A 20,856-nucleotide genomic window follows, 5' to 3' on the forward strand; every position below is an offset into this window, starting at 1 on the left:
GTGTCACGCGAGGGAGTCTACGGGCAGAGGTTGCGCTCGCGACGCCGGATGAGAGGGAGGTCGCACACCGAACATACGGAGATGCCGTGACCGGGTGGAAGGGGATGCCGTGACCGTGTGTTTTGCCGGACGGCACGGTCGACGGCACATATGTACGGGCGCCGGAACGCTTGCCAGGCGACCTGCGGTGTGACTGGTTTCGCTCGTACGTACCGCCGATTTCCCCAGCTCTCGAGCGGCCTTCTTCTTTACGCGCGGGCGTCGGGCAGTACGGGCACCAACTCGTTCCAGCGGGCGATCTCGCAGCCGTTCCCGCGGTCGAAGCGGGCGTCGACGCGGCGACCGGCCCAGGTGCCGGTGACATGCGCGGTGGCCGGACCGCCGTACTGCATCGTGCACATGGTGCCGGGCTGGACCGGAGCGAACGGGTCCTTGCCCCATGTGGTCCGCCGATCGAGCCGCCCGCACGCCTCGCGCACGGCCGGGTGGCTCCCCCCGTCCGGATGGCACCGCAACTCGAACGTCCCGTCGTCCCCGTTCCCCGCCTCCCGCACCGTGACGACCAGCCGGTCCCCGGGCGCGGGAGCCGACACGGACGACACGGACGACACGGACGACGCGGGCGACGTGGGCGACGTGGGCATCGAGGTGTTGCGAGGAAGCGTCTCGGCGGCGTAGGCGTCCGGCGCCATCGGCGTGAGCGTGCCGGCGGCGGCGGCCGCGGCGAGCGAGGCGGCCCCGAGGAGCAGCCGACCGAGGGCGGCCGGCCGCTGCCCCGACGCGACGGTTCGACGGGAAGGGGCGGGGGTGTGAAGGGGGACGAGGCCTGGAACGGGGGCGGGGAGAGGGATGGGGGCGAGGGCGGGAGGGCTCTGCGACATGACCGGACTAACGCCACGGCCGTCACAGGGTTGCGGCACCGCCGTCCCGGTATCCCCTCCGCCCGCGCCCCCTCGGACCGCTCCCCACCTGCCATACGGCTTTGCCCTGTGGCCTCTCCGCCTAGTACCGTGGGAGGCGATTGGTGACAGCCCACTCGGCTGTGTCATCATCTGCACGCACCACTCGCGCTCGCGCGGGCGGTTGTGCTGGAGGCGTCGCCTAGTCCGGTCTATGGCGCCGCACTGCTAATGCGGTTTGGGACTTCAATCCCATCGAGGGTTCAAATCCCTCCGCCTCCGCGCTCGATCACCGAAGCCCCGGTCCACACGACCGGGGCTTCGTCGTTCCACAGGCCGTTTTCCCAGGTCACAAGGGCTGCAGCAAACGGATTTCACATGACGACGGCAGTCATGTAATGTTCTTCCTGTCGCCGCGAGCGGCCCGAAAGGACCACAAGCGGCAAATAACAAAACAAGCACTCGTAGCTTAACGGATAGAGCATCTGACTACGGATCAGAAGGTTGCAGGTTCGAATCCTGCCGAGTGCACATCGACCGAGGGCCCCGGAGAAATCCGGGGCCCTCGGTGTTTTTGCGTGTGGTGCGCCGGGCGTGGTGGTGGGGTGGGCCGGGCGGCGGGTGCCAGGGGGTTTTGGCTGGTCACGCGGCGTTGTCAGTGGTGCCCTCTAATGTCGTGGGGGATGGCACGTGTGTGGAGATGTACGGGGTTGCGGTGGGGCGGGGGCGGGCCCGTGTTGGAGTGGGCCGGTGGGCTGAGGAGTGCTCTGCCTCGGGGGAAGGTGGTGGGGTTCGCCGTGCCCGAGGGGGCGCGGCGGACGTGTGTGGGGGCTCGGGGGAATGCGTGTCCGATGCGGGTGGAGGTGTCGGGGCGGAGCATCGGGGCTCGGTGTGAGGAGTGTGCGCGGCTCGATCGTGCGCACTCCGTGGCCGCCGACACGATCGCCGATGATCCGCGGCCGTATCACGTGTATCTCGCGTGGTTCGGGCCCGGGATGGTGAAGGTGGGGATCACGGCGGTCGAGCGGGGGTCGGCGCGGCTGCTGGAGCAGGGGGCGGTCTGCTTCGGGTGGCTCGGGCGGGGGCCGCTGATGGCCGCGCGGCGGGCGGAGGAGGTGCTGCGGGCCGCGCTCAAGGTGCCGGACCGGATTCCGTATGCCGACAAGCGGGTTGTGCGGGCCGGGCTGCCGGCTGTCGAGGAGCGCGCCCGGGAGTTGGCGGTCCTGCATGCGCGGGCACTTGGGCTTGCCGGGTGGCCCGAGTCGTTGGAGCCGGTGGCGTTCGAGGCTGTCGATCACTTCGGGGTGTTCGGGCTCGATGGGCTGCCGGCCGCCGACGGGGTGGTGAGTGAGCTGGTCGCGGGTGGGGTCGTGGGGGGTGAGGTGCTTGCCGTCGCCGGGCCCGATCTGCATCTGGCCACCGGGCGAGGAGTCGTTGTTCTTGATGCGCGGCTCATGAGCGGGTGGGAGCTGACCGCTCCGGGTGGGGAGGGTGCCCGTGACGTACTCACCGTGCCCGTGAAGGAGTTGAGGGGCGGGGCAGGAGAGGGAGCGGGCGTGCAGGACGGGTTGTTCTGAGGGCGGGGTGAGGGCGCAGTGGGGGCGAAGCATGACGGCGCTTGCATAAAGGCGGGGTCAGATCATGATCGTACGAGGTGCTTCCGGTGGTCCCCGAGCTGTGGGTTCGCGGTGAGATCCCCTGGCGAATGCCGTGGATCAGGTCAGAAAGTGCCTGGTCGGCGGGGGTGCTGTCCGGAAGGTCGGGATTCCTCCCAGGGGTTGCCTGAGAGGCGGCTGTGCGTTTCTTAGAAAAATCACAGGTTCCGGAAAGGGTGTTCTCAGGGGGCCCCGACAAGGTGTCCAGCATGACCACGACCTCGCCCCAGGGGCGCACCGAACTGCTGAGGCCGGACGGGAGCCCCGTCCGAGTGCTTGTGGTGGACGACGAGCTGTCGATCACCGAACTGCTGTCCATGGCCCTGCGCTATGAGGGATGGCAGATCCGGAGTGCGGGGGATGGCACGGGTGCCATCCAGACCGCGCGGGACTTCCGGCCCGACGCCGTCGTCCTGGACATGATGCTCCCGGACATGGACGGGCTCACCGTCCTCGGGCGGCTGCGGCGCGAGCTGCCGGAGGTGCCGGTGCTCTTCCTGACCGCGAAGGACGCGGTCGAGGACCGGATCGCCGGGCTCACCGCCGGCGGCGACGACTACGTCACCAAGCCGTTCAGCCTCGAAGAGGTCGTGGCGCGACTGCGCGGGCTCATCCGCCGCTCCGGTGCCGCCGACCGCCGCTCCGAGTCCGTGCTCGTCGTCGGTGACCTCATGCTCGACGAGGACAGCCACGAGGTGTCGCGCGGCGGGGCCAACATCCACCTCACCGCCACCGAGTTCGAGCTGCTGCGCTTCCTGATGCGCAACCCGCGGCGCGTGCTCAGCAAGGCGCAGATCCTCGACCGCGTGTGGTCGTACGACTTCGGCGGCCAGGCGAATGTGGTGGAGCTCTACATCTCCTACCTGCGGCGGAAGATCGACGCCGGGCGCGAGCCGATGATCCACACCCGGCGTGGGGCCGGTTACCTGATCAAGCCCGCCGCGTCATGAGCGGGCGACGACGGACGCGTACGCAGAGGCAGCCGAAGCGGGGGCTGCGGCGAGGACAGCCGCGCACGCTGCGTACGCGGCTCGTCGTCTCCGCGGTGACGTTGATCGCGGTGGTCTGTGCCGTCATCGGGACGGTGACCACGGTCGCGCTGCGATCCCATCTGTACGACCAGCTGGACACGCAGGTGTCCGAGGTCGCCAAGCGTGCTGCGGGCCCGCCGGACGGCAAGGATCCCGAGATTGCGGGCGGTGCCCCTCAGGACGGCCCGTTCGGGTTCGTCACGAGGGGCGGCACCGAGGCGTACACCGTCGTCGCCCAGGTGGGCACCGAAGGTGGAGTCACCGACGCCGTGGTCGCCAAGGAGAAGACCTCCGACAGTGACGGTTTCGAGGGCATGACCACCGACGCCCTCAGTGCCGAGCAGGACGCCGCTCTCGGCTCCGCGTCGAAGACCGGCATCGACACCGTGGACATCCCCGGCCTCGGTGAGTACCGGGTCACGTACGTCGAGGGCAGCAAGGGCAACTTCTACGTCGCTCTGCCCACCGAGACCGTCACCAACACCCTCAGCACCCTCATCGCTGTCGAACTCAGCGTCACCGCCGCCGGTCTCATCGCCGCCGGTATCGCCGGTTCCGTCCTCGTCGGGGTCGCCCTGCGCCCCCTGCGCAAGGTGGCCTCCACGGCGACCCGGGTCTCCGAGCTGCCGTTGCACACCGGTGAGGTGACGCTCAATGAGCGGGTGCCCGCGTCCGAGACCGATCCGCATACCGAGGTCGGGCAGGTCGGGGCGGCGCTCAACAGGATGCTGAACCACATTCACGGCGCCCTGCACTCGCGGCAGGAGAGCGAGACGCGCGTACGGCAGTTCGTGGCGGACGCCAGTCATGAGCTGCGGACGCCGCTCGCGTCGATCCGTGGCTACGCCGAGCTGACCAGGCGCGGAAGAGAAGAGATCGGGCCCGACACCCGGCACGCGCTGGGGCGGATCGAGTCCGAGTCCAACCGTATGACGATGCTGGTCGAGGATCTGCTGCTGCTCGCGCGGCTCGATGCCGGGCGGCCGTTGCAGTTCGAGCAGACCGACCTCATCCCACTCGTCGTGGACACCGTCAGCGACGCGCGTGTCGCCGGGCGGAGCCACAACTGGCGGCTGGATCTGCCGGATGTGCCGGCGCTCGTGTCGGCCGACGCGGCGCGGCTCCAGCAGGTGCTCGTCAACCTGCTGGCGAACGCGCGTACGCATACGCCCCCCGGTACGACCGTCACCGCGCGGATCCAGCGGCGCGGGCCCTGGATGTGCGTCGATGTCGAGGACAACGGGCAGGGCATTCCGCAGGAGTTGCTGCCGCATGTGTTCGAGCGGTTCGCGCGAGGGGACTCGTCGCGGTCCAGGGCGTCCGGATCGACCGGGCTCGGGCTCGCCATCGTGCAGGCCGTGGCCGACGCGCACGGCGGTGCCGTGACCGTCGACAGCGTGCCCGGCAGGACCGTGTTCACCGTGCACCTGCCGGCCCTCGGGCGGGACGTGTCGCCGCTCGACGACGCCGCGAACTGGCAGCTCGACGACGTGCAGTACGACGGCGAGTTCGACGTAACCGACGCAACGAACTGGCAATCGGACTCACAGGCACAGCACAGTGTCAGCACACGGGCATAACAGAGCGGCTCGCGAATGTAGTTGTCATGCGAACCGACTCTTCTCCCGGCACCCTGCCGGCGCGGGAGCACCTCCCGGCCGGAAACGCCGGTACGCCTGTCCTGGACGTAGTGATCCCCGTCTACAACGAGGAGAAGGACCTCCAGCCGTGCGTGCGCAGACTGCACGAGCACCTCGCACGCACCTTCCCGTACGCCTTCCGCATCACGATCGCGGACAACGCGTCCACGGACACCACCCCGGAGGTGGCCGCGCGGCTGGAGGCGGAGCTCTCCGAGGTCAAGTCGTTCCGGCTTGAGCAGAAGGGGCGCGGGCGGGCTCTGCGGACCGTGTGGTCCGCGTCCGACGCGCCGGTCCTCGCCTACATGGACGTGGACCTGTCCACCGACCTCAACGCCCTGCTGCCGCTGGTGGCCCCGCTGATCTCCGGCCACTCCGACCTCGCGATCGGCTCCCGGCTCGCCCGGTCCTCGCGGGTGGTGCGCGGCCCCAAGCGGGAGTTCATCAGCCGCGCGTACAACCTGATCCTGCGCGGCTCGCTGCAGGCCCGCTTCTCGGACGCGCAGTGCGGGTTCAAGGCGATACGCCGGGACGTGGCCCAGGAACTGCTGCCGCTCGTCGAGGACAGCGGGTGGTTCTTCGACACCGAGATGCTGGTGCTCGCGGAGCGGGCCGGGCTGCGGATCCACGAGGTGCCGGTCGACTGGGTCGACGACCCGGACTCGACCGTCCACATCGTGAAGACGGCGACCGACGACCTCAAGGGTGTCTGGCGGGTGGGCAGGGCCCTCGCCACCGGATCGCTCTCGCTGGACCGGCTCGCACGCCCGTTCGGCGACGACCCCCGCGACCGGGAGATCCAGGACGTGCCGCGCGGCCTCGCCCGCCAGCTCCTCGGCTTCTGCGTGGTGGGCGCCCTCTCCACCCTGTTCTACCTGCTCCTCTACAGCGGCTTCCGTACGTTCTCGGGGTCGCAGATCGCCAACGCGCTGGCCCTGCTGGTCTCGGCGGTCGCCAACACGGCGGCCAACCGGCGCCTGACCTTCGGTGTCCGGGGCCGGGGCGGAGTCGTCAAGCACCAGGCACAGGGGCTGGTGGTGTTCGGCATCGGCCTCGCCCTCACCAGCGGCTCGCTGGCCGCCCTGAACGCGGCGACCTCCGACCCCGCGCACTCCACGGAACTGGCGGTGCTCATCGCCGCCAACCTCGCGGCGACGGTGCTGCGGTTCCTGCTCTTCAGGGCCTGGGTGTTCCCCGACCGGCGCGACGAGAGCGCCCCCGAGGCCTCGACCGTCGTCGCCTCGCACACCCCGGCCGGCCCGGCCGACCCGGCCGACCCGGCTTCGCCCATGTACCCGGCGTCATCGGTGTCGGCGGTGCGCCCCGGTCAGCCCGGCCCGTACGGCCACCAGGACCGGTTCCACCCGCAGCCGCAGCGCCCGATGACGCCCCAGGACAACCGCGCCGAGTACGCCTCGGCGCCCCAGAACTCGTACGGCACGAACGCGTACGGCACGGACTCGTACGGCACGGACTCGTACGGCACGGACTCGTACGGCACGGACTCGTACGGCACGGACTCGTACAGCACGAACGCGTACGGCACGGACTCGTACAGCACCAACCCGTACACCACGACCCAGTTCCGCGCCGGTGATGCCGCGGACCGCACCTGGGGGGACGCGACCATGCAGATGCGGCCGGTGCGCCCGCACGATCAGGATTCGAGGAACGCCCGATGACCACGCAGTTCGAGACGACCAGCCATCAGGGGGGTGCGAGCCCCACGGGTCCCGACTGGGGGCCGTCCACGGAGACGACAGCCCTGCGGGAGCCGGTGGCGGCTCCGGAATCGCCCGCCGAGCCCACGGCCCCGGACTCCGGTGAGCCCAGGCAGCCCCTCGCGAAGCGGCTGTGGAGAGGCCGGCCCGAGGACAACCGCTGGGTGCGCCCCGGCTTCCTCCTCACGCTGCTGCTGATCGGCGGCCTCTACACCTGGAACCTCTCGGCCTCCGGCTACGCCAACTCCTTCTACTCGGCGGCCGCGCAGGCGGGCAGCCAGTCCTGGAAGGCCTTCTTCTTCGGTTCGCTGGACTCCGCCAACGCCATCACCGTCGACAAGCCCCCGGCCTCGCTCTGGCCGATGGCGCTCTCGGTCCGGCTCTTCGGCCTCAACTCCTTCGCGATCCTGTTCCCGCAGGTCCTGATGGCCGTCGCCACCGCCGGGGTGCTGTGGGCGGCCGTACGCCGTCGCTTCAACGCCACGGCCGGCTTCATCACCATGGCGGTGTTCGCGCTCACGCCCGTCGCCGCGCTGATGTTCCGCTTCAACAACCCGGACGCGGCCCTCGCGCTGCTGATGGCCGCCGCGGTCTACTGCACGCTGCGTGCCATGGAGAAGGCCGAGACGAAGTGGCTGGTCTGGGCGGGTACGGCCATCGGCCTCGCCTTCCTGGTCAAGACGCTGCAGGCCTTCCTGATCCTGCCGGTCCTGGCACTGGTGTACGTGCTCTTCGCGCCGGCTTCGGTGAAGAAGCGGGTCAGCCAGGTGCTGCTGGCCGGGCTGGCGATGGTCGTCGCCGGTGGCTGGTGGGTCGCGATCGTCGAGCTGTGGCCCGCGTCCTCCCGCCCGTACATCGGCGGCTCGCAGAACAACTCCTTCCTTGAACTGACCTTCGGCTACAACGGTCTCGGCCGCATCAACGGCGACGAGACCGGCAGCGTCGGCGGTGGCGGCGGGGGCGGTGGTGGCAGCTGGGGTGAGACCGGCTGGGACCGGATGTTCAGCTCCTCCATCGGCGGGCAGATCGCCTGGCTGATCCCGGCCGCGCTGATCCTGCTGGCCGCCGCGATCTGGGCCACGCGCAAGGCCGGGCGGACGGACACGGGACGCGCCGCGTTCCTCCTCTGGGGCGGCTCACTGCTGATCACCATGGTGGTCTTCAGCTTCATGCAGGGCATCTTCCACGAGTACTACACCGTGGCCCTCGCCCCGTACATCGCGCCGCTGGTCGGCATGGGCGGCGCCCTGCTCTGGCAGGAGCGCGGCAAGTTCTGGGCGACGATCACGATGGCGGCGGCCATGACGGCCACCGCGGTCTGGGGCTACGTCCTCCTCAACCGCTCCTCCGACTACCTGCCCTGGCTGAAGTGGGTCGTGCTGGTCGGCGGCCTGATCGCCGCGCTCGGCCTGGTCTTCGTGGGCAGGCTCGACCGGCGGCTGGCCATGGGCGTCGTCGGGCTGAGCGTCGTGACCGCGCTCGCCGGCCCGACCGCGTACACCCTCACCACCCTCAACGAGGGCCACACCGGCTCGGTCATCACGGCCGGTCCGTCCGTCCAGGGCGGCCGGGGCGGCGGCCCCGGCGGAGGCGGCGGCATGGGCGGCGGTCCTGGTGGCGGCGGTATGCCGGGCCAGAACCAGCAGGGCGGCCAGAACGGTCAGACCGGCAACGGTCAGACCGGCAACGGCCAGATGGGGCAGCCCCCGACCGGCGGCACCGGCGGCTTCGGCGGCGGTCAGAACCAGCGGCAGGGCCAGGGCAACGGCCAGACCCAGAACGGCGACGGCGGCATGGGTGGCGGTGGCGGTATGGGCGGTCTGATCAACGGCACCTCCGTCAGCGACGAGGCCAAGGAACTGCTGGAGAAGAACGCGAGCCACTACACCTGGGCGGCCGCCGCCATCGGCGCCCAGAACGCGGCGAGCTACCAGCTCTCCACCGGCGACCCGGTCATGGCGATCGGTGGCTTCAACGGCACCGACCCGTCCCCGACCCTCGCGGAGTTCAAGAAGTACGTGGAAGACGGCAAGATCCACTACTTCGTCTCCAGCGGCACCGGCGGCGGCATGGGCGGCGGCAGCAGCGAGGGCACCTCCTCGCAGATCAGCACCTGGGTCCAGGAGAACTTCGAGTCGGTCACGGTCGACGGCACGACGTTCTACGACCTGACGCAGCCGAAGAGCGACAGCTGACGGTTCGCGTGTGAGCGGGGCGGTGGCCCGGGGTGAGGACGAACCCCCCGGGCCACCGCCCTTTTCGTACGCCCGTCGCCCTCGTCGTACGTGACCGCCCTCGTCGTACGTGACCGCCCTCGTCGTACGTGACCGCCCTCGTCGTACGTGACCGCCCTCGCCGTACGTGACCGCCCTCGCCGTATGCGAACCGCCCTCGCCGTTCGTACGGCGTCGAACATCACGTTGTACGGTGTATAGGAACTGACTTACGGTGTACGGCATGTCGACACCCGCCCCCACTCCCGCTCCCCAGGGCCATCCCCAGCGCTGGCTGATCCTCGGCGTCATCTGTCTCGCACAGCTCACCGTGCTGCTGGACAACACCGTGCTGAACGTGGCGATCCCCTCCCTCACCGAGGAGTTGGGGGCGGCCACGTCGGACATCCAGTGGATGATCAACGCGTACTCGCTGGTGCAGTCGGGGCTGCTGCTCACGGCGGGCAGCGCGGCCGACCGTTACGGCCGCAAGAAGCTGCTGATCGCGGGGCTGGTGTTGTTCGGCATAGGCTCGCTGGTGGCCGGACTCGCCCAGACCACCGGGCAGTTGATCGCGGCCCGGGCGGGGATGGGCGTCGGCGGCGCGCTGCTGCTCACCACGACCCTCGCCGTCGCCATGCAGATCTTCGCGCCCGAGGAGCAGCCGAAGGCCATCGGCATCTGGAGCGCGGTCAACGCCCTCGGCTTCGCGGCCGGCCCGCTTGTCGGCGGCTTCATGCTGGGCCACTTCTGGTGGGGCGCGATCTTCCTGATCAACCTGCCGGTCGCCGCGCTGGGCCTGGTCGCCGTGATCGCCCTGGTCCCCGAGTCGAAGAACCCGCAGGGCGACCGGCCGGACCTGCTCGGCGCGCTGCTCTCGACCATCGGTATGACGGCTCTGGTGTACGCGATCATCTCGGGCCCTGAACACGGCTGGACGTCCGGGCTCGTGCCGGCCACGGCCACCGTCGCCGTGGTCGTCCTCGCGGCCTTCGCGCACTGGGAGAGCCGTATCCCGTACCCCATGCTCGACCCGCACTTCTTCCGCGACCGGCGGTTCACCGGAGCGGTCGCCGGCGCGGTCCTCATCACCTTCGGGATGGGCGGCGCGCTCTTCCTGCTCACCCAGCACCTGCAGTTCGTCCTCGGCTACGGCGCGCTGGAGGCGGGGCTGCGGACCGCGCCCCTCGCCCTGGTGGTCGTCGCGCTCAACTTCTCCGGGCTTTCGGCGAAGTGGACGGCCAAGCTCGGTATGCCGGCCTCGATCGCCCTCGGCATGGTGCTGATGTCCGGCGGTCTGGTCTCCATCGCGACGATGGCCTCCGGCGGTTACGCCGGGACACTGCTCGGGCTGGTGCTGATCGGGGTGGGCTGCGCGATCGCCAACCCCGCGATGGCGCACGCGATCATGAGTGCGATTCCGCCGGCCAAGGCGGGGGTGGGGGCCGGGATCAACGGCACGTTGGCGGAGTTCGGGACGGGGTTGGGGGTGGCGGTGTTGGGGGCGGTGCTCAACTCGCGGTTCGCGGCGCTGATTTCTGTCGCCGCGGCGTCGTTGCCCGCGGCGCTGGCGTCAGTGGATACGGCCGGGGAGAAGGCGAAGATCATGGAGGCGTTCTCCTCCGGGCTGGAGACGAGTCTGCTGGTGGGGGCGGTGGCTGTGCTGCTTGGGGGGTTGGTGGCGGCGGGGCTGTTGCGCAGGGCGGAGAGGGGGGACGTGGAGTTTGCGGTCGCCCATTAGCTCGGGGCGTTCTGTTCTGTGGCGACCGCTGGTGCGTTGTGGTTGCTCGCGCAGTTCCCCGCGCCCCTTCAGGGCGCTCCCGCCTAGCATCGTCACCAGTCGAGCCGGATGAGCGTCACATCTGAAAGGTGCTTCCTCGTGAATGTTGCCGGTCGGGCTGGAGGGCGGCCCGCTCGGGCCAGTGTCTGGCTGGAGGACGGGGCGCGGGCGCGGCGGGGCGGGCAGCCGTCCGGGCTGGACCGGGAGCGGATCACCGCGACGGCCGTACGGCTGCTGGACGCGGAGGGGCTGGCCAAGTTCTCGATGCGGCGGCTGGCCGCCGAGCTGAACGTGACGGCGATGTCGGTCTACTGGTACGTGGCCACCAAGGACGACCTGCTGGAACTGGCACTCGACCAGGCGTTCGGCGAGATGCTGCTGCCCCCGGAGGACTCCGCCGCCGACTGGCGGGACCAGCTGCGCGCCCTGGCCGGGCAGTACCGGGCCGTACTGGTCGCGCATCCCTGGGTGTCGCCACTCGCCGGAACCTTCCTCAACATCGGCCCGCACTCGCTCGACTTCTCGCTCGCCGTGCAGCGCGTGATCCGCCACACCGTTCTGCCCGCGCACGGCCAGGCAGGGGCCATCTCGGCGGTCTTCCAGTTCGTGTACGGCTTCGGCACGATCGAGGGCCACTTCGTCCAGCGCTGCGCCGCCGCCGGCATGACGCAGGAGGAGTACTTCCGCCACGCCATGAGCGCGGTCTCCGACGAGCCCGAGTTCCACCAGGTCATACGGCGGTCCGCCGACCTCATGGAGGCCCGCGGCGGCGACACCGTCGAGGAGATGCGCGAACGCGACTTCGCCTACGCCCTGGAGACCCTCATCGCCGGCATCGAGGTGATGGCCGCCCGCGGCTGACTACTCCCCGCCCACCAACCGCGCCGGGAACCCACCCGTGGCCACCGGCCCCCACCGCACCGGTGTGACTGTCTGCTCCGCTCGCGCTGCTTCGCAGGCTTCGGGAAGCCGCGCCGGACTCCGTCCGTCTGTCGGGCGGGTGGGGGAAGGGCGTGGGTCAGTCGTTCTGGACCAGGTGTGCGGGGAATCCTCCCGTGGCCACCGGCCCCCACCGCACCGGTGTGACCCGGATGATGGACTTGCCCTGCTTCAGCATGGCCGCCCGATACTCGTCCCAGTCCGGGTGTTCGCCCGAGATGTTGCGGAAGTACTCCACCAGCGGCTCGACCGACTCCGGTGAGTCGATCACCTCCGCCGTTCCGTCGATCTGGACCCAGGGGCCGTTCCAGTCGTCGCTCAGTACGACGACGCTCACCCGCTCGTCGCGCTTGGCGTTGCGCGTCTTGGCCCGCTCGGGGTAGGTGGAGGCCACGATGCGTCCGGCGTCGTCGACCCCGCAGGTCAGCGGGGATGCCTGGGGGCTGCCGTCGGTCCGTCGGGTGAGCAGGAGCGCCCGGTGCCGGGGGCGTACGAAGTGGAGCAGATCTTCGAGGGAGACCGTCGTGTTGGTCGCGATGTTCCGTGCCATGCCCGGCAGCCTAGGCCCTCACCCACCCCACGAGCCTGACCCTGTCGTGCCTATCCTCCGACGCCGGACATCCCCGATGCCCGTCCCTGTGCCCTTCCCTATGCCGGCGGCAGCGCCTCGCCCTGGACCGCCTGGATGTCCAGCTCCACCCGCAGCGTCGTTCCGATCGCCGCGATCCCCGCCTGCACCACCTGGTTGTAGTTCATGGCGAAGTCCTCGCGGCGGAGTTCGGTGGTGGCCCGGAACGCGGCGCGGGTGCCGCCCCAGGGGTCCGCGCCGGTGCCCAGGTACGCGAGGTCGAGGTCGACGGGGCGTACGACTCCGTGCATGCCCAGCTCGCCGTGGACGGTCCAGCGGTCGGGGCCGGCGGGGGTCAGGCCCGTGGAGACGTAGGTGATCTCCGGGTGCCGGTCGGCGTCCAGGAAGTCCGGGGACCGCAGATGCTGGTCGCGCGTGGCGTTGCCCGTGTCGATCGAGGCGGCCCGGATCACCGCCGCAACCCGGGACTTGGTCCCCTCGTCCGGGGCCGGGGCGATCTCGATCGAGCCCGAGAAGTCGGTGAAGCGGCCGTGGACGCTGGAGATGCCCAGGTGCTGGGCGAGGGCGGCGACGGACGAGTGGGCGGGGTCGATGGCCCAGGGCCCGGGCGGCGGCAGTTCCGTACCGCCCGGTCGGGCCAGGACGACGGTGCCGACCTCGGCGCGCCCGCTCGCGGTCACCAGCGCCCCGGCGGCGAACGGCGTGTAGCCGACCGCCGTGACGATCACGGTGTACGCGCCGGGCGCGAGCGCCGTGGGGTCGTGCACGCACCCTTCCGCGTCCGCCTCGGCGCGCAGCACCTGCGTACCGGTCATGTCGGTCACCGTGACGACCGCGTGCGACACGGCCCATCCGTCCCGGGTGCGGATCCTCGCGGTCAGTCCCATGTCGGTGCAACTCCTCAGCATGCGAACGGCCGGTGGAGCCTCTGGGGGAGCGGCTCCACCGGCCGATGGTCCACCTACTCGCCGGGGTGGGCGAGTTCGATGTCGTGGCCGTCGACGCCGGGGCCGGCGACCGTGAGGGCCGTGGCCACGGGCGGGTACCCGGTGGCGATGACCGTGTACTCCCCGCCGTCCAGATCGGTGAAGGCGTACGCCCCGTCCGCGCCGGTGGTGGCCGTGCCGACCACGTTGCCCGCCGCGTCGAGAAGGCTCACGCGGGCGTCGGCCAACGGCCCGCCCGGCGCCCGTACGACCCCCTGGAGCCGGGCCCCGGCCGCCAGGTCGACCTCGATCCGGGTGACCCCGGTGCCGCCGATCTCGACGGGCAGGGCGCGCGGGCGGTACCCGGCGGCGTTCACCGCGACCGTGACCGCTCCCGGCACCAGCTCGCCGAAGCCGAACTCGCCCTGCTCACCGGTGAGTCCGCCGGCCAGCACATCCCCGCGCACATCGGTCACCACGACCATGGCGCCCTTCACGGGCAGCGCGGCCCCGGCGGCCCGCACCACACCGCTCAGCCCGCTCGTCCCGCTCAGCAGGACGTCGTACGAGAGGGGATCGCCGTTCACGACCACCGTGGACGCCTGCGGCTGGAACCCGTCGGCGGCGGCGATCAGGACGTACGACCCGGCACCGGGCGCGTCCACCGCGTAGACCCCGTCGGGCCCCGCGACCGAACGGCCGAGCTGCCGGCCCCCGAGCGAGATCAGCGTGACGGCGGCCCGGGGCACGGGCACGCCCTCGGCACCCCGGACGTGACCCCGTACGGGGATGCCCGGCAGGGGAGCGGCGGCGGCCTCGGGGGCGGCGGCCTCGACCGGGGCGGCGGCCGGGGCCTGCGCCTCGGCGCCCGTGTCGGCGTCGGTGGCCGCCGCCTGGACCATCGCGCCCCTGGTCCTCAGCGGGACCTCCTTGATGAAGACGGCGAAGACGAAGGCGAGCAGGGCCAAGGGGGCGGTGTAGAGGAAGACGTCCGCGATGCCGTGGCCGTAGGCGCTCTCGATGACAGTGCGGATCGGCGTGGGCAGGTTGTCGAGGTCGGGGATCTCCCCGTGGCCCGTCGAGCTCTTGACGCCGAGCTTCGCGAGGCCCTCCTCCGCGTAGTGCGTGATGCGGTGGCTGAGGACGGCGCCCATCGCGGACACCCCGATGGCGCCGCCGAGGGAGCGGAAGAAGGTCACCATCGAGCTGGCGGCGCCCAGGTCGCTCGGCGCCACCTGGTTCTGCGTGGCGAGCACCAGGTTCTGCATCATCATGCCGACGCCGAGACCCAGCAGCGCCATGAAGATCGCGACATGCCAGTACGCGGTGTCGTACCGGATCGTGCCCAGCAGCCCGAGCCCGGCCGTCACCAGCACACCACCGGAGAGCAGCCATGCCTTCCAGCGTCCGGTGCGGGTGATGACCTGGCCGGAGACGGTCGAGGAGACGAACAGTCCGCCGATCATCGGGATCGTCATCACACCGGACATGGTCGGCGACTTGTCCCGGGCGAGCTGGAAGTACTGGCTGAAGAAGATCGTGCCCGCGAACATCGCGACGCCGACGAAGAGCGACGACAGCGAGGCGAGGGTGATCGTGCGGTTGCGGAAGAGGCGCAGCGGGATGATCGGCTCGCTCGCCTTCGACTCGACGAGGACGAAGAGCGCGAGCAGTGCGAGCGTGCCGCCGGTCATCGCGTACGTCTGCCAGGACACCCAGTCGTACTTGTCCCCGGCGAAGGTCACCCAGACGAGCAGCAGGCAGACCGCCGCGGTGATCAGGAAGGCGCCCGCCCAGTCGACCTTGACCTGGCGCTTGACGACGGGCAGGTGCAGGGTCCGCTGGAGCACGATCAGGGCCAGTACGGCGAAGGGTACGCCGACGTAGAAGCACCAGCGCCAGCCCAGCCAGCTGGTGTCGGTGATGACACCGCCGATCAGCGGGCCGCCGACCATCGCGGTCGCGAAGGTGGCGCCGAGGTAGCCGTTGTAGCGGCCGCGCTCACGCGGGGAGATCATCGCCGCCAAGCAGATCTGGGCCAGGGACGACAGCCCGCCCATGCCGATGCCCTGGACCGCGCGGAACGCGATCAGGGTGCCCGCGTTCTGCGACAGACCGGCCGCCGCCGAGCCCGCGACGAAGATGACGAGGGCCAGTTGGACCAGCAGCTTCTTGGAGAAGAGGTCGGCGAGCTTGCCCCACAGGGGGGTGGACGCGGTCATCGAGAGCAGCGAGGCGGTGACGACCCAGGTGTAGGCGCTCTGCCCGCCGCCCAGGTCCTTGATGATGTCGGGCAGCGCGTTCGACACGATCGTCGACGACAGGATGGCCACGAACATGCCGAGCAGCAGGCCCGTCAGCGCTTCCATGATCTGCCGGTGTGTCATCGGGGCGTTGTCGTCGCCGTGGTGGCCGGCGGCGCCCCCTCCGTGCTTGGCGTGAGCCCGCACACCGGTTGGTGTGGTCGTTGCCATGGGGCTTCCTTCTCTTCTGCGGTCTTTGCGGGTGTACGGGTTGCTGGTCGGCGGCTCGGGTCTGCGGCTCTGGCCTGTGGTTCGGGTCTGCTGCCTGTGGGGCGTCATGCGGGTGCCCGGGTCGGGTGGGTGGCGTCGAAGCTCTCGCGCAGCCGGCCGAGGAGCGCGGTGAGCTGTCCGACCTCGTCGTCGGACCAGTCGCCCAGCCGGTCGGCCATCAGCCGGCTGGTGCGCCGGTACAGCTCGGCGATCACGGCCCGGCCCTCGGGGGTCAGGCGCAGCAGGCGCGAGCGCTTGTCGTCCGGGTCGGGGAGGCGTTCGATCCAGCCCCGCTCGGCGACGTGCGCGACATGACGGCTGGTCACCGACATGTCCACCGAGAGCAGCTCGGCGAGCCTGCTCATCCGCATCTCCCCGTGCCGGCCGAGCAGGGTCAGGACGCCCGCCGATCCACCGGGGCAGTCGCTCGGCAGCATCCGCGCGAGCTCCCGCTTCACGGCCCCGACGGCGCTGAGCTGACGGGCCAGCTCCTCGTACTGCGCGTGCTCGGCCATCAAGCCCCTCCCACCTTTGTTGCTTAGGGCAACCATAGGAGTTGATGGTTGCTGCAGGCAAATGAAATCGGGCGTACGTGACCCAATTCTTGGCAAAGGCGAACGAGGGGGCGGGTCTGTACGGAACACCCGGCTTGGGTACCCCGTCCCCGGTTCGCTAAGGTCTCGGCCCATGGCTGACAACCAGGTCCCCCAGGGCAACCACGACCCCGCGGGCAGCACGCAGATGTTCCGCGCCTTCGTCGACGAGCCGGCTCAGGGCGGCCGTCAGGCGCCCGCGCCCTCGTCCGGACCCCGGGTCGGTGTGATCGTCGGGGTCATCGCGGCGGTGGTGGTTGTGGCGGCGGTCGTCTGGCTCGCGCTCGCGTAGGCGCGCCTACGGGGGTGCCGGGTTCTGTGATCTTGCGGGTGCGGGTGCGGGTGCGGGTGCGGGTGCGGCTGCGTCGTGGTTGATCGCGCAGTTCCCCGCGCCCCTGAAGACCGAGGGGGCGCCCCACTGCTTTTAAGGGGCGCGGGGAACTGCGCGACCAGCCCCCACCCACCCGCACTCATCCACTACGCACACGACGACGACTACCGCCGGGTGCCGTGAACAACGGCACCCGGCGGTAGTCGTACAGGCGTGCTCGGGTGGGACTCGGGTGGGACTTGGGTGGGACTCAGTCCGAGATCAGGCCCTCGCGGAGCTGCGCCAGCGTCCGGGTGAGCAGGCGCGAGACGTGCATCTGGGAGATGCCGACCTCCTCGCCGATCTGGGACTGCGTCATGTTCGCGAAGAAGCGGAGCATGATGATCCGCCGCTCGCGGGGCGGCAGCTTGGCGAGCAGGGGCTTGAGGGACTCGCGGTACTCGACCCCTTCGAGCGCGGTGTCCTCGTAGCCGAGGCGGTCCGCCAGCGAGCCTTCGCCGCCGTCGTCCTCGGGGGCCGGGGAGTCCAGCGACGACGCCGTGTACGCGTTGCCGACCGCGAGGCCGTCGACGACGTCCTCCTCCGACACGCCCAGTACGGCGGCGAGTTCGGGGACCGTCGGCGAGCGGTCGAGCTTCTGGGACAGCTCGTCGCTGGCCTTGGTGAGGGCCAGGCGCAGCTCCTGGAGCCGGCGCGGGACCCGGACCGACCACGAGGTGTCGCGGAAGAACCGCTTGATCTCGCCCACGACCGTCGGCATCGCGAACGTCGGGAACTCCACGCCCCGTTCGCAGTCGAAGCGGTCGATCGCCTTGATCAGGCCGATCGTTCCGACCTGGACGATGTCCTCCATCGGCTCGTTGCGCGACCGGAAACGAGCGGCGGCGTAACGCACCAGGGGGAGGTTGAGCTCGATGAGGGTGTCCCGGACATAGGCACGCTCGGGGCTGTTCTCATCCAGTGCGGCCAGCCGCAGGAACAGGGAGCGGGACAGGGTGCGGGTGTCGATGTTCGCCGAGGCTGTCACGGCCGGAATTTCAGTCACCGGCGGAGCCTGGGGACCGGGAAGGTCCTCAAGCGCCTGAAGGTCCTGAGGGGCCTGGATAGCGTCGGGCGCGGTCTCGCTCTTCTCGAGCGTGAGCACCTTCGAGCTGCCCTGGTCTGCGGACATGCCACCCCCTTTGGGTCGCGGACGGTCGCGGCGGACGCTCCGTCATAAGGAACGCAGCCTCCACCTGAATACCGGCGGCGAGGCCACGGCAAACGCGCTGGGGGAAGAATGTCACACGTCGGCAACGCGATGTAGTGACATGTCGACATGGAGAGGGTGAATAGGCCCTGGAAACAGATGGTCTGATGGACTTTCAGCCTAGAACGGACGGAAAGCGGGGTGATTCCCGATTCGCTCTTCCAGGTGATCCCCCGACAGCGCATTCGGTTACGCCCATGGCCTGCGCACGCGTGCCGCTGGCCGATTCTGTGCGCCCCGGCTGCCTTTGTGCGCCCCGTGTGCCCCATGGTCCATCAGCGACTGCGCGGAGGGCTGCGGTTACCGGCGGTCACGCCCTTCGAAGGACGATCGGACGGCCGGTCGGAGGGCGATCGGAGGGCGATCGGACGGCCCGTCGCAGGGCGATCGGAGGGCGATCGGACGGCCCGTCGCAGCGCGATCGGAGGGCGATCGGACGGCCGGTCGCGGGTGGCTACGCCTCGATCCGGTTGGCTGAACGCAGCCGGGCGAAGCTGCGGGCGAGGAGCCGGGAGACATGCATCTGGGAGACGCCGAGTTCGGCGCTGATCTGCGACTGGGTGAGGTTGCTGTAGTAGCGGAGGAGCAGGATCCGCTGTTCGCGTTCGGGGAGCTGGACGAGGAGGTGCCGTACGAGGTCGCGGTGTTCGACGCCGTCCAGCTCGGGGTCCTCGTAGCCGAGCCGGTCGAGCAGCCCCGGCATCCCGTCGCCCTCCTGCGCGGCCTCCAGGGAAGTCGCGTGGTACGAGCGGCCCGCCTCGATGCAGGACAGGACCTCCTCCTCGGAGATGCGCAGCCGTTCGGCGATCTCGGCGGTCGAGGGGGTGCGTCCGAAGGCGGTCGTCAGGTCCTCGGTGGCGCCGTTCACCTGCACCCACAGCTCGTGCAGCCGGCGCGGGACGTGGACCGTGCGGACGTTGTCGCGGAAGTACCGCTTGATCTCGCCGACGACGGTCGGCATCGCGAAGGTCGGGAACTGCACGCCCCGGTCCGGGTCGAACCGGTCGATCGCGTTGATCAGCCCGATGGTCCCGACCTGGACCACGTCCTCCATGGGCTCGTTGCGGGAGCGGAAACGGGCGGCCGCGTAGCGCACGAGCGGGAGGTTCGCCTCGATGAGCGCCCCGCGCACGCGGTGGTGTTCCGGAGTGCCCGGCTCCAGATGCTTCAGCTCACCGAAGAGCAGCTGGGTGAGCGCCCGGGTGTCGGCGCCTCGCCGCTTCTCCGGGACGGGGACGGGGGTGGGCTCGGGGACAGGAGCGGGGTCAGGAGCGGGGTCAGGGACCGGGATCTCTTCCTGGGGTGGCGCAGTACTGGCCGACACGGGCAACGCCACCTCTTCATCCATCAACTCAACCGTCAAAAGCGGTCATAGCATCACAAGACATGTGCACTGTGATCAAGCACCGCATAGCGCCGTGTTGAGGGAGAGAGGCAAAGAAAGGGGTACGAAAGAGCCCCGCACTGTTCGAGTGCGGGGCCGGGTGTGAGCCATGCGGCTCAGAACTCGTAGTCGGCGATCACCCACGTGGCGAACTCGCGCCACAGCGCGACGCCGGCCTGGTGTTCCGGGTGTCCGACGTACGTCCGCAGGGCCGCCGCGTCCTCGAACGCGGAGTTGATCGCGAAGTCGTACGCGATGGGCCGGTCGCTGAAGTTCCAGCCCAGCTCCCAGTGGCGCAGCTCGGGGATCTTCCCGTCGAGCGCGCGGAAGGCGGCCTCGCCCGCCACGACCCGGGGGTCGTCGCGCTCGACGCCCTCGTTGAGCTTGAAGAGGACCAGGTGGCGGATCATGGGAGCTCCGAGAAGGTCGTACGACGTTCTGGTGGTTCTTCTACTCGGCCCCGTCGGCGAGCCAGGTGAAGAAGTCACCGATGGACTGGGCGGCGTTCGAGACGCCCTCGAACCCTATCTGGACGTAGTCGGCGGCCTTCTCCGGGTCCGTGATGATCACGTAGAGCACGAAGACCACGAGCACGTACAGCGCGATCTTCTTCCCCTGCACCGCCACCGCGGCCTCCCCCGCCTCTTGTGCCCTGTGGCCCCATGGGTCGCATCGGTCCCATGGGTCCGTCTTTGTCGGCGGCGAGTGTAACCCGATCGTGTGTTCGCAGGTGATACGGGTGATACAGGGGCATCGGAAACGCCGGAAACGCACGAAGGGCCCCGTCTGACGACGGGGCCCTTCTTCGGCGGTAGCGGAGGGATTTGAACCCTCGGTGACTTGCGCCACACTCGCTTTCGAGGCGAGCTCCTTCGGCCGCTCGGACACGCTACCGAGGGAGACCTTACAGCAAGGTGCGGCGTGCTTTGAAATCGATATGGGGGACTCGCGGGCCGGTGTCAGCGGGTGCGGAAGAAGTCGGTGAGGAGCTGTGCGCACTCGTCGGCGAGGACGCCCTCGACCACCTCGGGGCGGTGGTTGAGCCGCCGGTCGCGTACGACGTCCCAGAGGGAACCGGTGGCTCCGGCCTTCTCGTCGCGGGCGCCGTAGACGACCCGGTCGACCCGGGACTGCACGAGCGCGCCCGCGCACATCGTGCACGGTTCGAGGGTGACGACCAGCGTGCAGCCGGTCAGCCGCCACTCGCCGAGTTCCGCCGCCGCCCGGCGGACGGCCAGCACCTCCGCGTGGGCGGTCGGGTCGCCGGTCGCCTCGCGTTCGTTGTGCCCGGTGGCCAGTACGGTCGTGCCGTCCGGGGACAGTACGACCGCACCGACCGGGACGTCACCGCCCCGGGCGGCCCGCCCGGCCTCGGCCAGGGCGAGCCGCATCG

Annotated in this window: 18 protein-coding genes and 3 tRNA genes; 10 read left to right on the top strand and 11 right to left on the bottom strand. The window is 70.2% G+C overall.

Annotation, left to right across the window (positions count from 1 at the left end):
- Window positions 1–248 precede the first annotated feature (248 nt).
- Window positions 249–881, bottom strand: a complete 633-nt coding sequence (locus I8N67_RS23855) for an SSI family serine proteinase inhibitor (RefSeq protein WP_200305300.1) — start codon at window positions 879–881, stop codon at window positions 249–251.
- A 209-nt stretch (window positions 882–1,090) separates the two neighbouring features.
- On the opposite strand from I8N67_RS23855, the gene I8N67_RS23860 reads away from it, so the two are divergent.
- The 9 genes from I8N67_RS23860 (at window position 1,091) to I8N67_RS23900 (ending at window position 11,800) form a co-directional block, all read left to right on the top strand.
- Window positions 1,091–1,181, top strand: a tRNA-Ser gene (locus I8N67_RS23860).
- Window positions 1,182–1,357: 176 nt separating this feature from the next.
- Window positions 1,358–1,430 (top strand) — tRNA-Arg (locus tag I8N67_RS23865).
- A gap of 152 nt (window positions 1,431–1,582) precedes the next feature.
- Entirely contained in the window at window positions 1,583–2,476 is an 894-nt protein-coding gene (locus tag I8N67_RS23870; RefSeq protein WP_200305302.1) for a DUF2797 domain-containing protein, read from the top strand.
- A gap of 287 nt (window positions 2,477–2,763) precedes the next feature.
- Window positions 2,764–3,504 carry a response regulator transcription factor gene (locus I8N67_RS23875; protein ID WP_200305304.1) on the top strand — a complete coding sequence of 247 codons (741 nt, stop codon included), beginning with the start codon at window positions 2,764–2,766 and terminating at the stop codon, window positions 3,502–3,504.
- Window positions 3,501–5,165, top strand: coding sequence for a sensor histidine kinase (locus I8N67_RS23880; protein WP_200305306.1), 1,665 nt, complete (start codon window positions 3,501–3,503; stop codon window positions 5,163–5,165). Before I8N67_RS23875 ends, I8N67_RS23880 begins: the two co-directional genes overlap by 4 nt.
- Window positions 5,166–5,191: 26 nt before the next feature.
- Entirely contained in the window at window positions 5,192–6,907 is a 1,716-nt protein-coding gene (locus I8N67_RS23885; protein WP_200305308.1) for a bifunctional glycosyltransferase family 2/GtrA family protein, read from the top strand.
- The gene (locus tag I8N67_RS23890) at window positions 6,904–9,141 is read left to right on the top strand and encodes an ArnT family glycosyltransferase (protein WP_200305310.1); all 2,238 of its coding nucleotides are present in this window, start codon (window positions 6,904–6,906) and stop codon (window positions 9,139–9,141) included. Before I8N67_RS23885 ends, I8N67_RS23890 begins: the two co-directional genes overlap by 4 nt.
- Window positions 9,142–9,403: 262 nt before the next feature.
- Window positions 9,404–10,900: an MFS transporter gene (locus I8N67_RS23895; RefSeq protein ID WP_200305312.1), complete on the top strand. Its 1,497-nt coding sequence runs from the start codon at window positions 9,404–9,406 to the stop codon at window positions 10,898–10,900.
- Between the two features lie 108 nt (window positions 10,901–11,008).
- Window positions 11,009–11,800: a TetR/AcrR family transcriptional regulator gene (locus I8N67_RS23900; protein WP_200305314.1), complete on the top strand. Its 792-nt coding sequence runs from the start codon at window positions 11,009–11,011 to the stop codon at window positions 11,798–11,800.
- 157 nt (window positions 11,801–11,957) lie between these two features.
- Here I8N67_RS23900 and I8N67_RS23905 read toward each other — a convergent pair whose 3' ends face one another.
- From I8N67_RS23905 to I8N67_RS23920, 4 genes are all read right to left on the bottom strand, one after another.
- Window positions 11,958–12,428, bottom strand: coding sequence for a PPOX class F420-dependent oxidoreductase (locus tag I8N67_RS23905; RefSeq protein ID WP_200305316.1), 471 nt, complete (start codon window positions 12,426–12,428; stop codon window positions 11,958–11,960).
- Between the two features lie 98 nt (window positions 12,429–12,526).
- Window positions 12,527–13,354, bottom strand: coding sequence for a YceI family protein (locus tag I8N67_RS23910; protein WP_200305318.1), 828 nt, complete (start codon window positions 13,352–13,354; stop codon window positions 12,527–12,529).
- A 74-nt stretch (window positions 13,355–13,428) separates the two neighbouring features.
- Window positions 13,429–15,780: an MFS transporter gene (locus tag I8N67_RS23915; protein WP_504740393.1), complete on the bottom strand. Its 2,352-nt coding sequence runs from the start codon at window positions 15,778–15,780 to the stop codon at window positions 13,429–13,431.
- A gap of 191 nt (window positions 15,781–15,971) precedes the next feature.
- Window positions 15,972–16,421: a MarR family winged helix-turn-helix transcriptional regulator gene (locus I8N67_RS23920; RefSeq protein ID WP_200305322.1), complete on the bottom strand. Its 450-nt coding sequence runs from the start codon at window positions 16,419–16,421 to the stop codon at window positions 15,972–15,974.
- 172 nt (window positions 16,422–16,593) lie between these two features.
- Between I8N67_RS23920 and I8N67_RS23925 the strand changes: the two genes are divergently transcribed.
- Window positions 16,594–16,791 (top strand): hypothetical protein, encoded by a 198-nt coding sequence (locus I8N67_RS23925; RefSeq protein ID WP_200305324.1) that lies wholly within the window; start codon window positions 16,594–16,596, stop codon window positions 16,789–16,791.
- Window positions 16,792–17,080: 289 nt separating this feature from the next.
- Here I8N67_RS23925 and I8N67_RS23930 read toward each other — a convergent pair whose 3' ends face one another.
- The 6 genes from I8N67_RS23930 to tadA form a co-directional block, all read right to left on the bottom strand.
- Complete coding sequence (locus I8N67_RS23930; RefSeq protein WP_200305326.1) at window positions 17,081–18,001, bottom strand: RNA polymerase sigma factor SigF; 921 nt, start codon at window positions 17,999–18,001, stop codon at window positions 17,081–17,083.
- A 532-nt stretch (window positions 18,002–18,533) separates the two neighbouring features.
- On the bottom strand, window positions 18,534–19,427 hold the full coding sequence (locus I8N67_RS23935) for an RNA polymerase sigma factor SigF (protein WP_200305328.1): 894 nt from the start codon (window positions 19,425–19,427) through the stop codon (window positions 18,534–18,536).
- A gap of 152 nt (window positions 19,428–19,579) precedes the next feature.
- Window positions 19,580–19,873, bottom strand: coding sequence for a Dabb family protein (locus I8N67_RS23940; protein ID WP_200305330.1), 294 nt, complete (start codon window positions 19,871–19,873; stop codon window positions 19,580–19,582).
- 40 nt (window positions 19,874–19,913) lie between these two features.
- Window positions 19,914–20,090, bottom strand: coding sequence for a hypothetical protein (locus I8N67_RS23945; RefSeq protein WP_200305331.1), 177 nt, complete (start codon window positions 20,088–20,090; stop codon window positions 19,914–19,916).
- A 182-nt stretch (window positions 20,091–20,272) separates the two neighbouring features.
- Window positions 20,273–20,357 (bottom strand) — tRNA-Ser (locus I8N67_RS23950).
- Between the two features lie 65 nt (window positions 20,358–20,422).
- Complete coding sequence (gene tadA, locus I8N67_RS23955) at window positions 20,423–20,854, bottom strand: tRNA adenosine(34) deaminase TadA (protein ID WP_234046195.1); 432 nt, start codon at window positions 20,852–20,854, stop codon at window positions 20,423–20,425.
- Window positions 20,855–20,856: the final 2 nt, after the last annotated feature.

Source organism: Streptomyces adelaidensis, from assembly GCF_016598475.1.
Taxonomy (GTDB): Bacteria; Actinomycetota; Actinomycetes; order Streptomycetales; family Streptomycetaceae; genus Streptomyces; species Streptomyces adelaidensis.

What these genes read in the sequence shown, in the direction of transcription:
- I8N67_RS23855 (WP_200305300.1), bottom strand. Translation starts at nt 881, where the DNA reads ATGTCGCAGAGCCCTCCCGCCCTCGCCCCCATCCCTCTCCCCGCCCCC.
- I8N67_RS23905 (WP_200305316.1), bottom strand. Translation starts at nt 12,428, where the DNA reads ATGGCACGGAACATCGCGACCAACACGACGGTCTCCCTCGAAGATCTG.
- I8N67_RS23915 (WP_504740393.1), bottom strand. Translation starts at nt 15,780, where the DNA reads ATGACACACCGGCAGATCATGGAAGCGCTGACGGGCCTGCTGCTCGGC.
- I8N67_RS23900 (WP_200305314.1), top strand. Translation starts at nt 11,009, where the DNA reads ATGAGCGTCACATCTGAAAGGTGCTTCCTCGTGAATGTTGCCGGTCGG.
- I8N67_RS23920 (WP_200305322.1), bottom strand. Translation starts at nt 16,421, where the DNA reads ATGGCCGAGCACGCGCAGTACGAGGAGCTGGCCCGTCAGCTCAGCGCC.
- I8N67_RS23890 (WP_200305310.1), top strand. Translation starts at nt 6,904, where the DNA reads ATGACCACGCAGTTCGAGACGACCAGCCATCAGGGGGGTGCGAGCCCC.
- I8N67_RS23930 (WP_200305326.1), bottom strand. Translation starts at nt 18,001, where the DNA reads ATGTCCGCAGACCAGGGCAGCTCGAAGGTGCTCACGCTCGAGAAGAGC.
- I8N67_RS23880 (WP_200305306.1), top strand. Translation starts at nt 3,501, where the DNA reads ATGAGCGGGCGACGACGGACGCGTACGCAGAGGCAGCCGAAGCGGGGG.
- I8N67_RS23910 (WP_200305318.1), bottom strand. Translation starts at nt 13,354, where the DNA reads ATGGGACTGACCGCGAGGATCCGCACCCGGGACGGATGGGCCGTGTCG.
- I8N67_RS23940 (WP_200305330.1), bottom strand. Translation starts at nt 19,873, where the DNA reads ATGATCCGCCACCTGGTCCTCTTCAAGCTCAACGAGGGCGTCGAGCGC.
- tadA (WP_234046195.1), bottom strand. Translation starts at nt 20,854, where the DNA reads ATGCGGCTCGCCCTGGCCGAGGCCGGGCGGGCCGCCCGGGGCGGTGAC.
- I8N67_RS23870 (WP_200305302.1), top strand. Translation starts at nt 1,583, where the DNA reads ATGGCACGTGTGTGGAGATGTACGGGGTTGCGGTGGGGCGGGGGCGGG.
- I8N67_RS23925 (WP_200305324.1), top strand. Translation starts at nt 16,594, where the DNA reads ATGGCTGACAACCAGGTCCCCCAGGGCAACCACGACCCCGCGGGCAGC.
- I8N67_RS23895 (WP_200305312.1), top strand. Translation starts at nt 9,404, where the DNA reads ATGTCGACACCCGCCCCCACTCCCGCTCCCCAGGGCCATCCCCAGCGC.
- I8N67_RS23935 (WP_200305328.1), bottom strand. Translation starts at nt 19,427, where the DNA reads ATGGATGAAGAGGTGGCGTTGCCCGTGTCGGCCAGTACTGCGCCACCC.
- I8N67_RS23885 (WP_200305308.1), top strand. Translation starts at nt 5,192, where the DNA reads ATGCGAACCGACTCTTCTCCCGGCACCCTGCCGGCGCGGGAGCACCTC.
- I8N67_RS23875 (WP_200305304.1), top strand. Translation starts at nt 2,764, where the DNA reads ATGACCACGACCTCGCCCCAGGGGCGCACCGAACTGCTGAGGCCGGAC.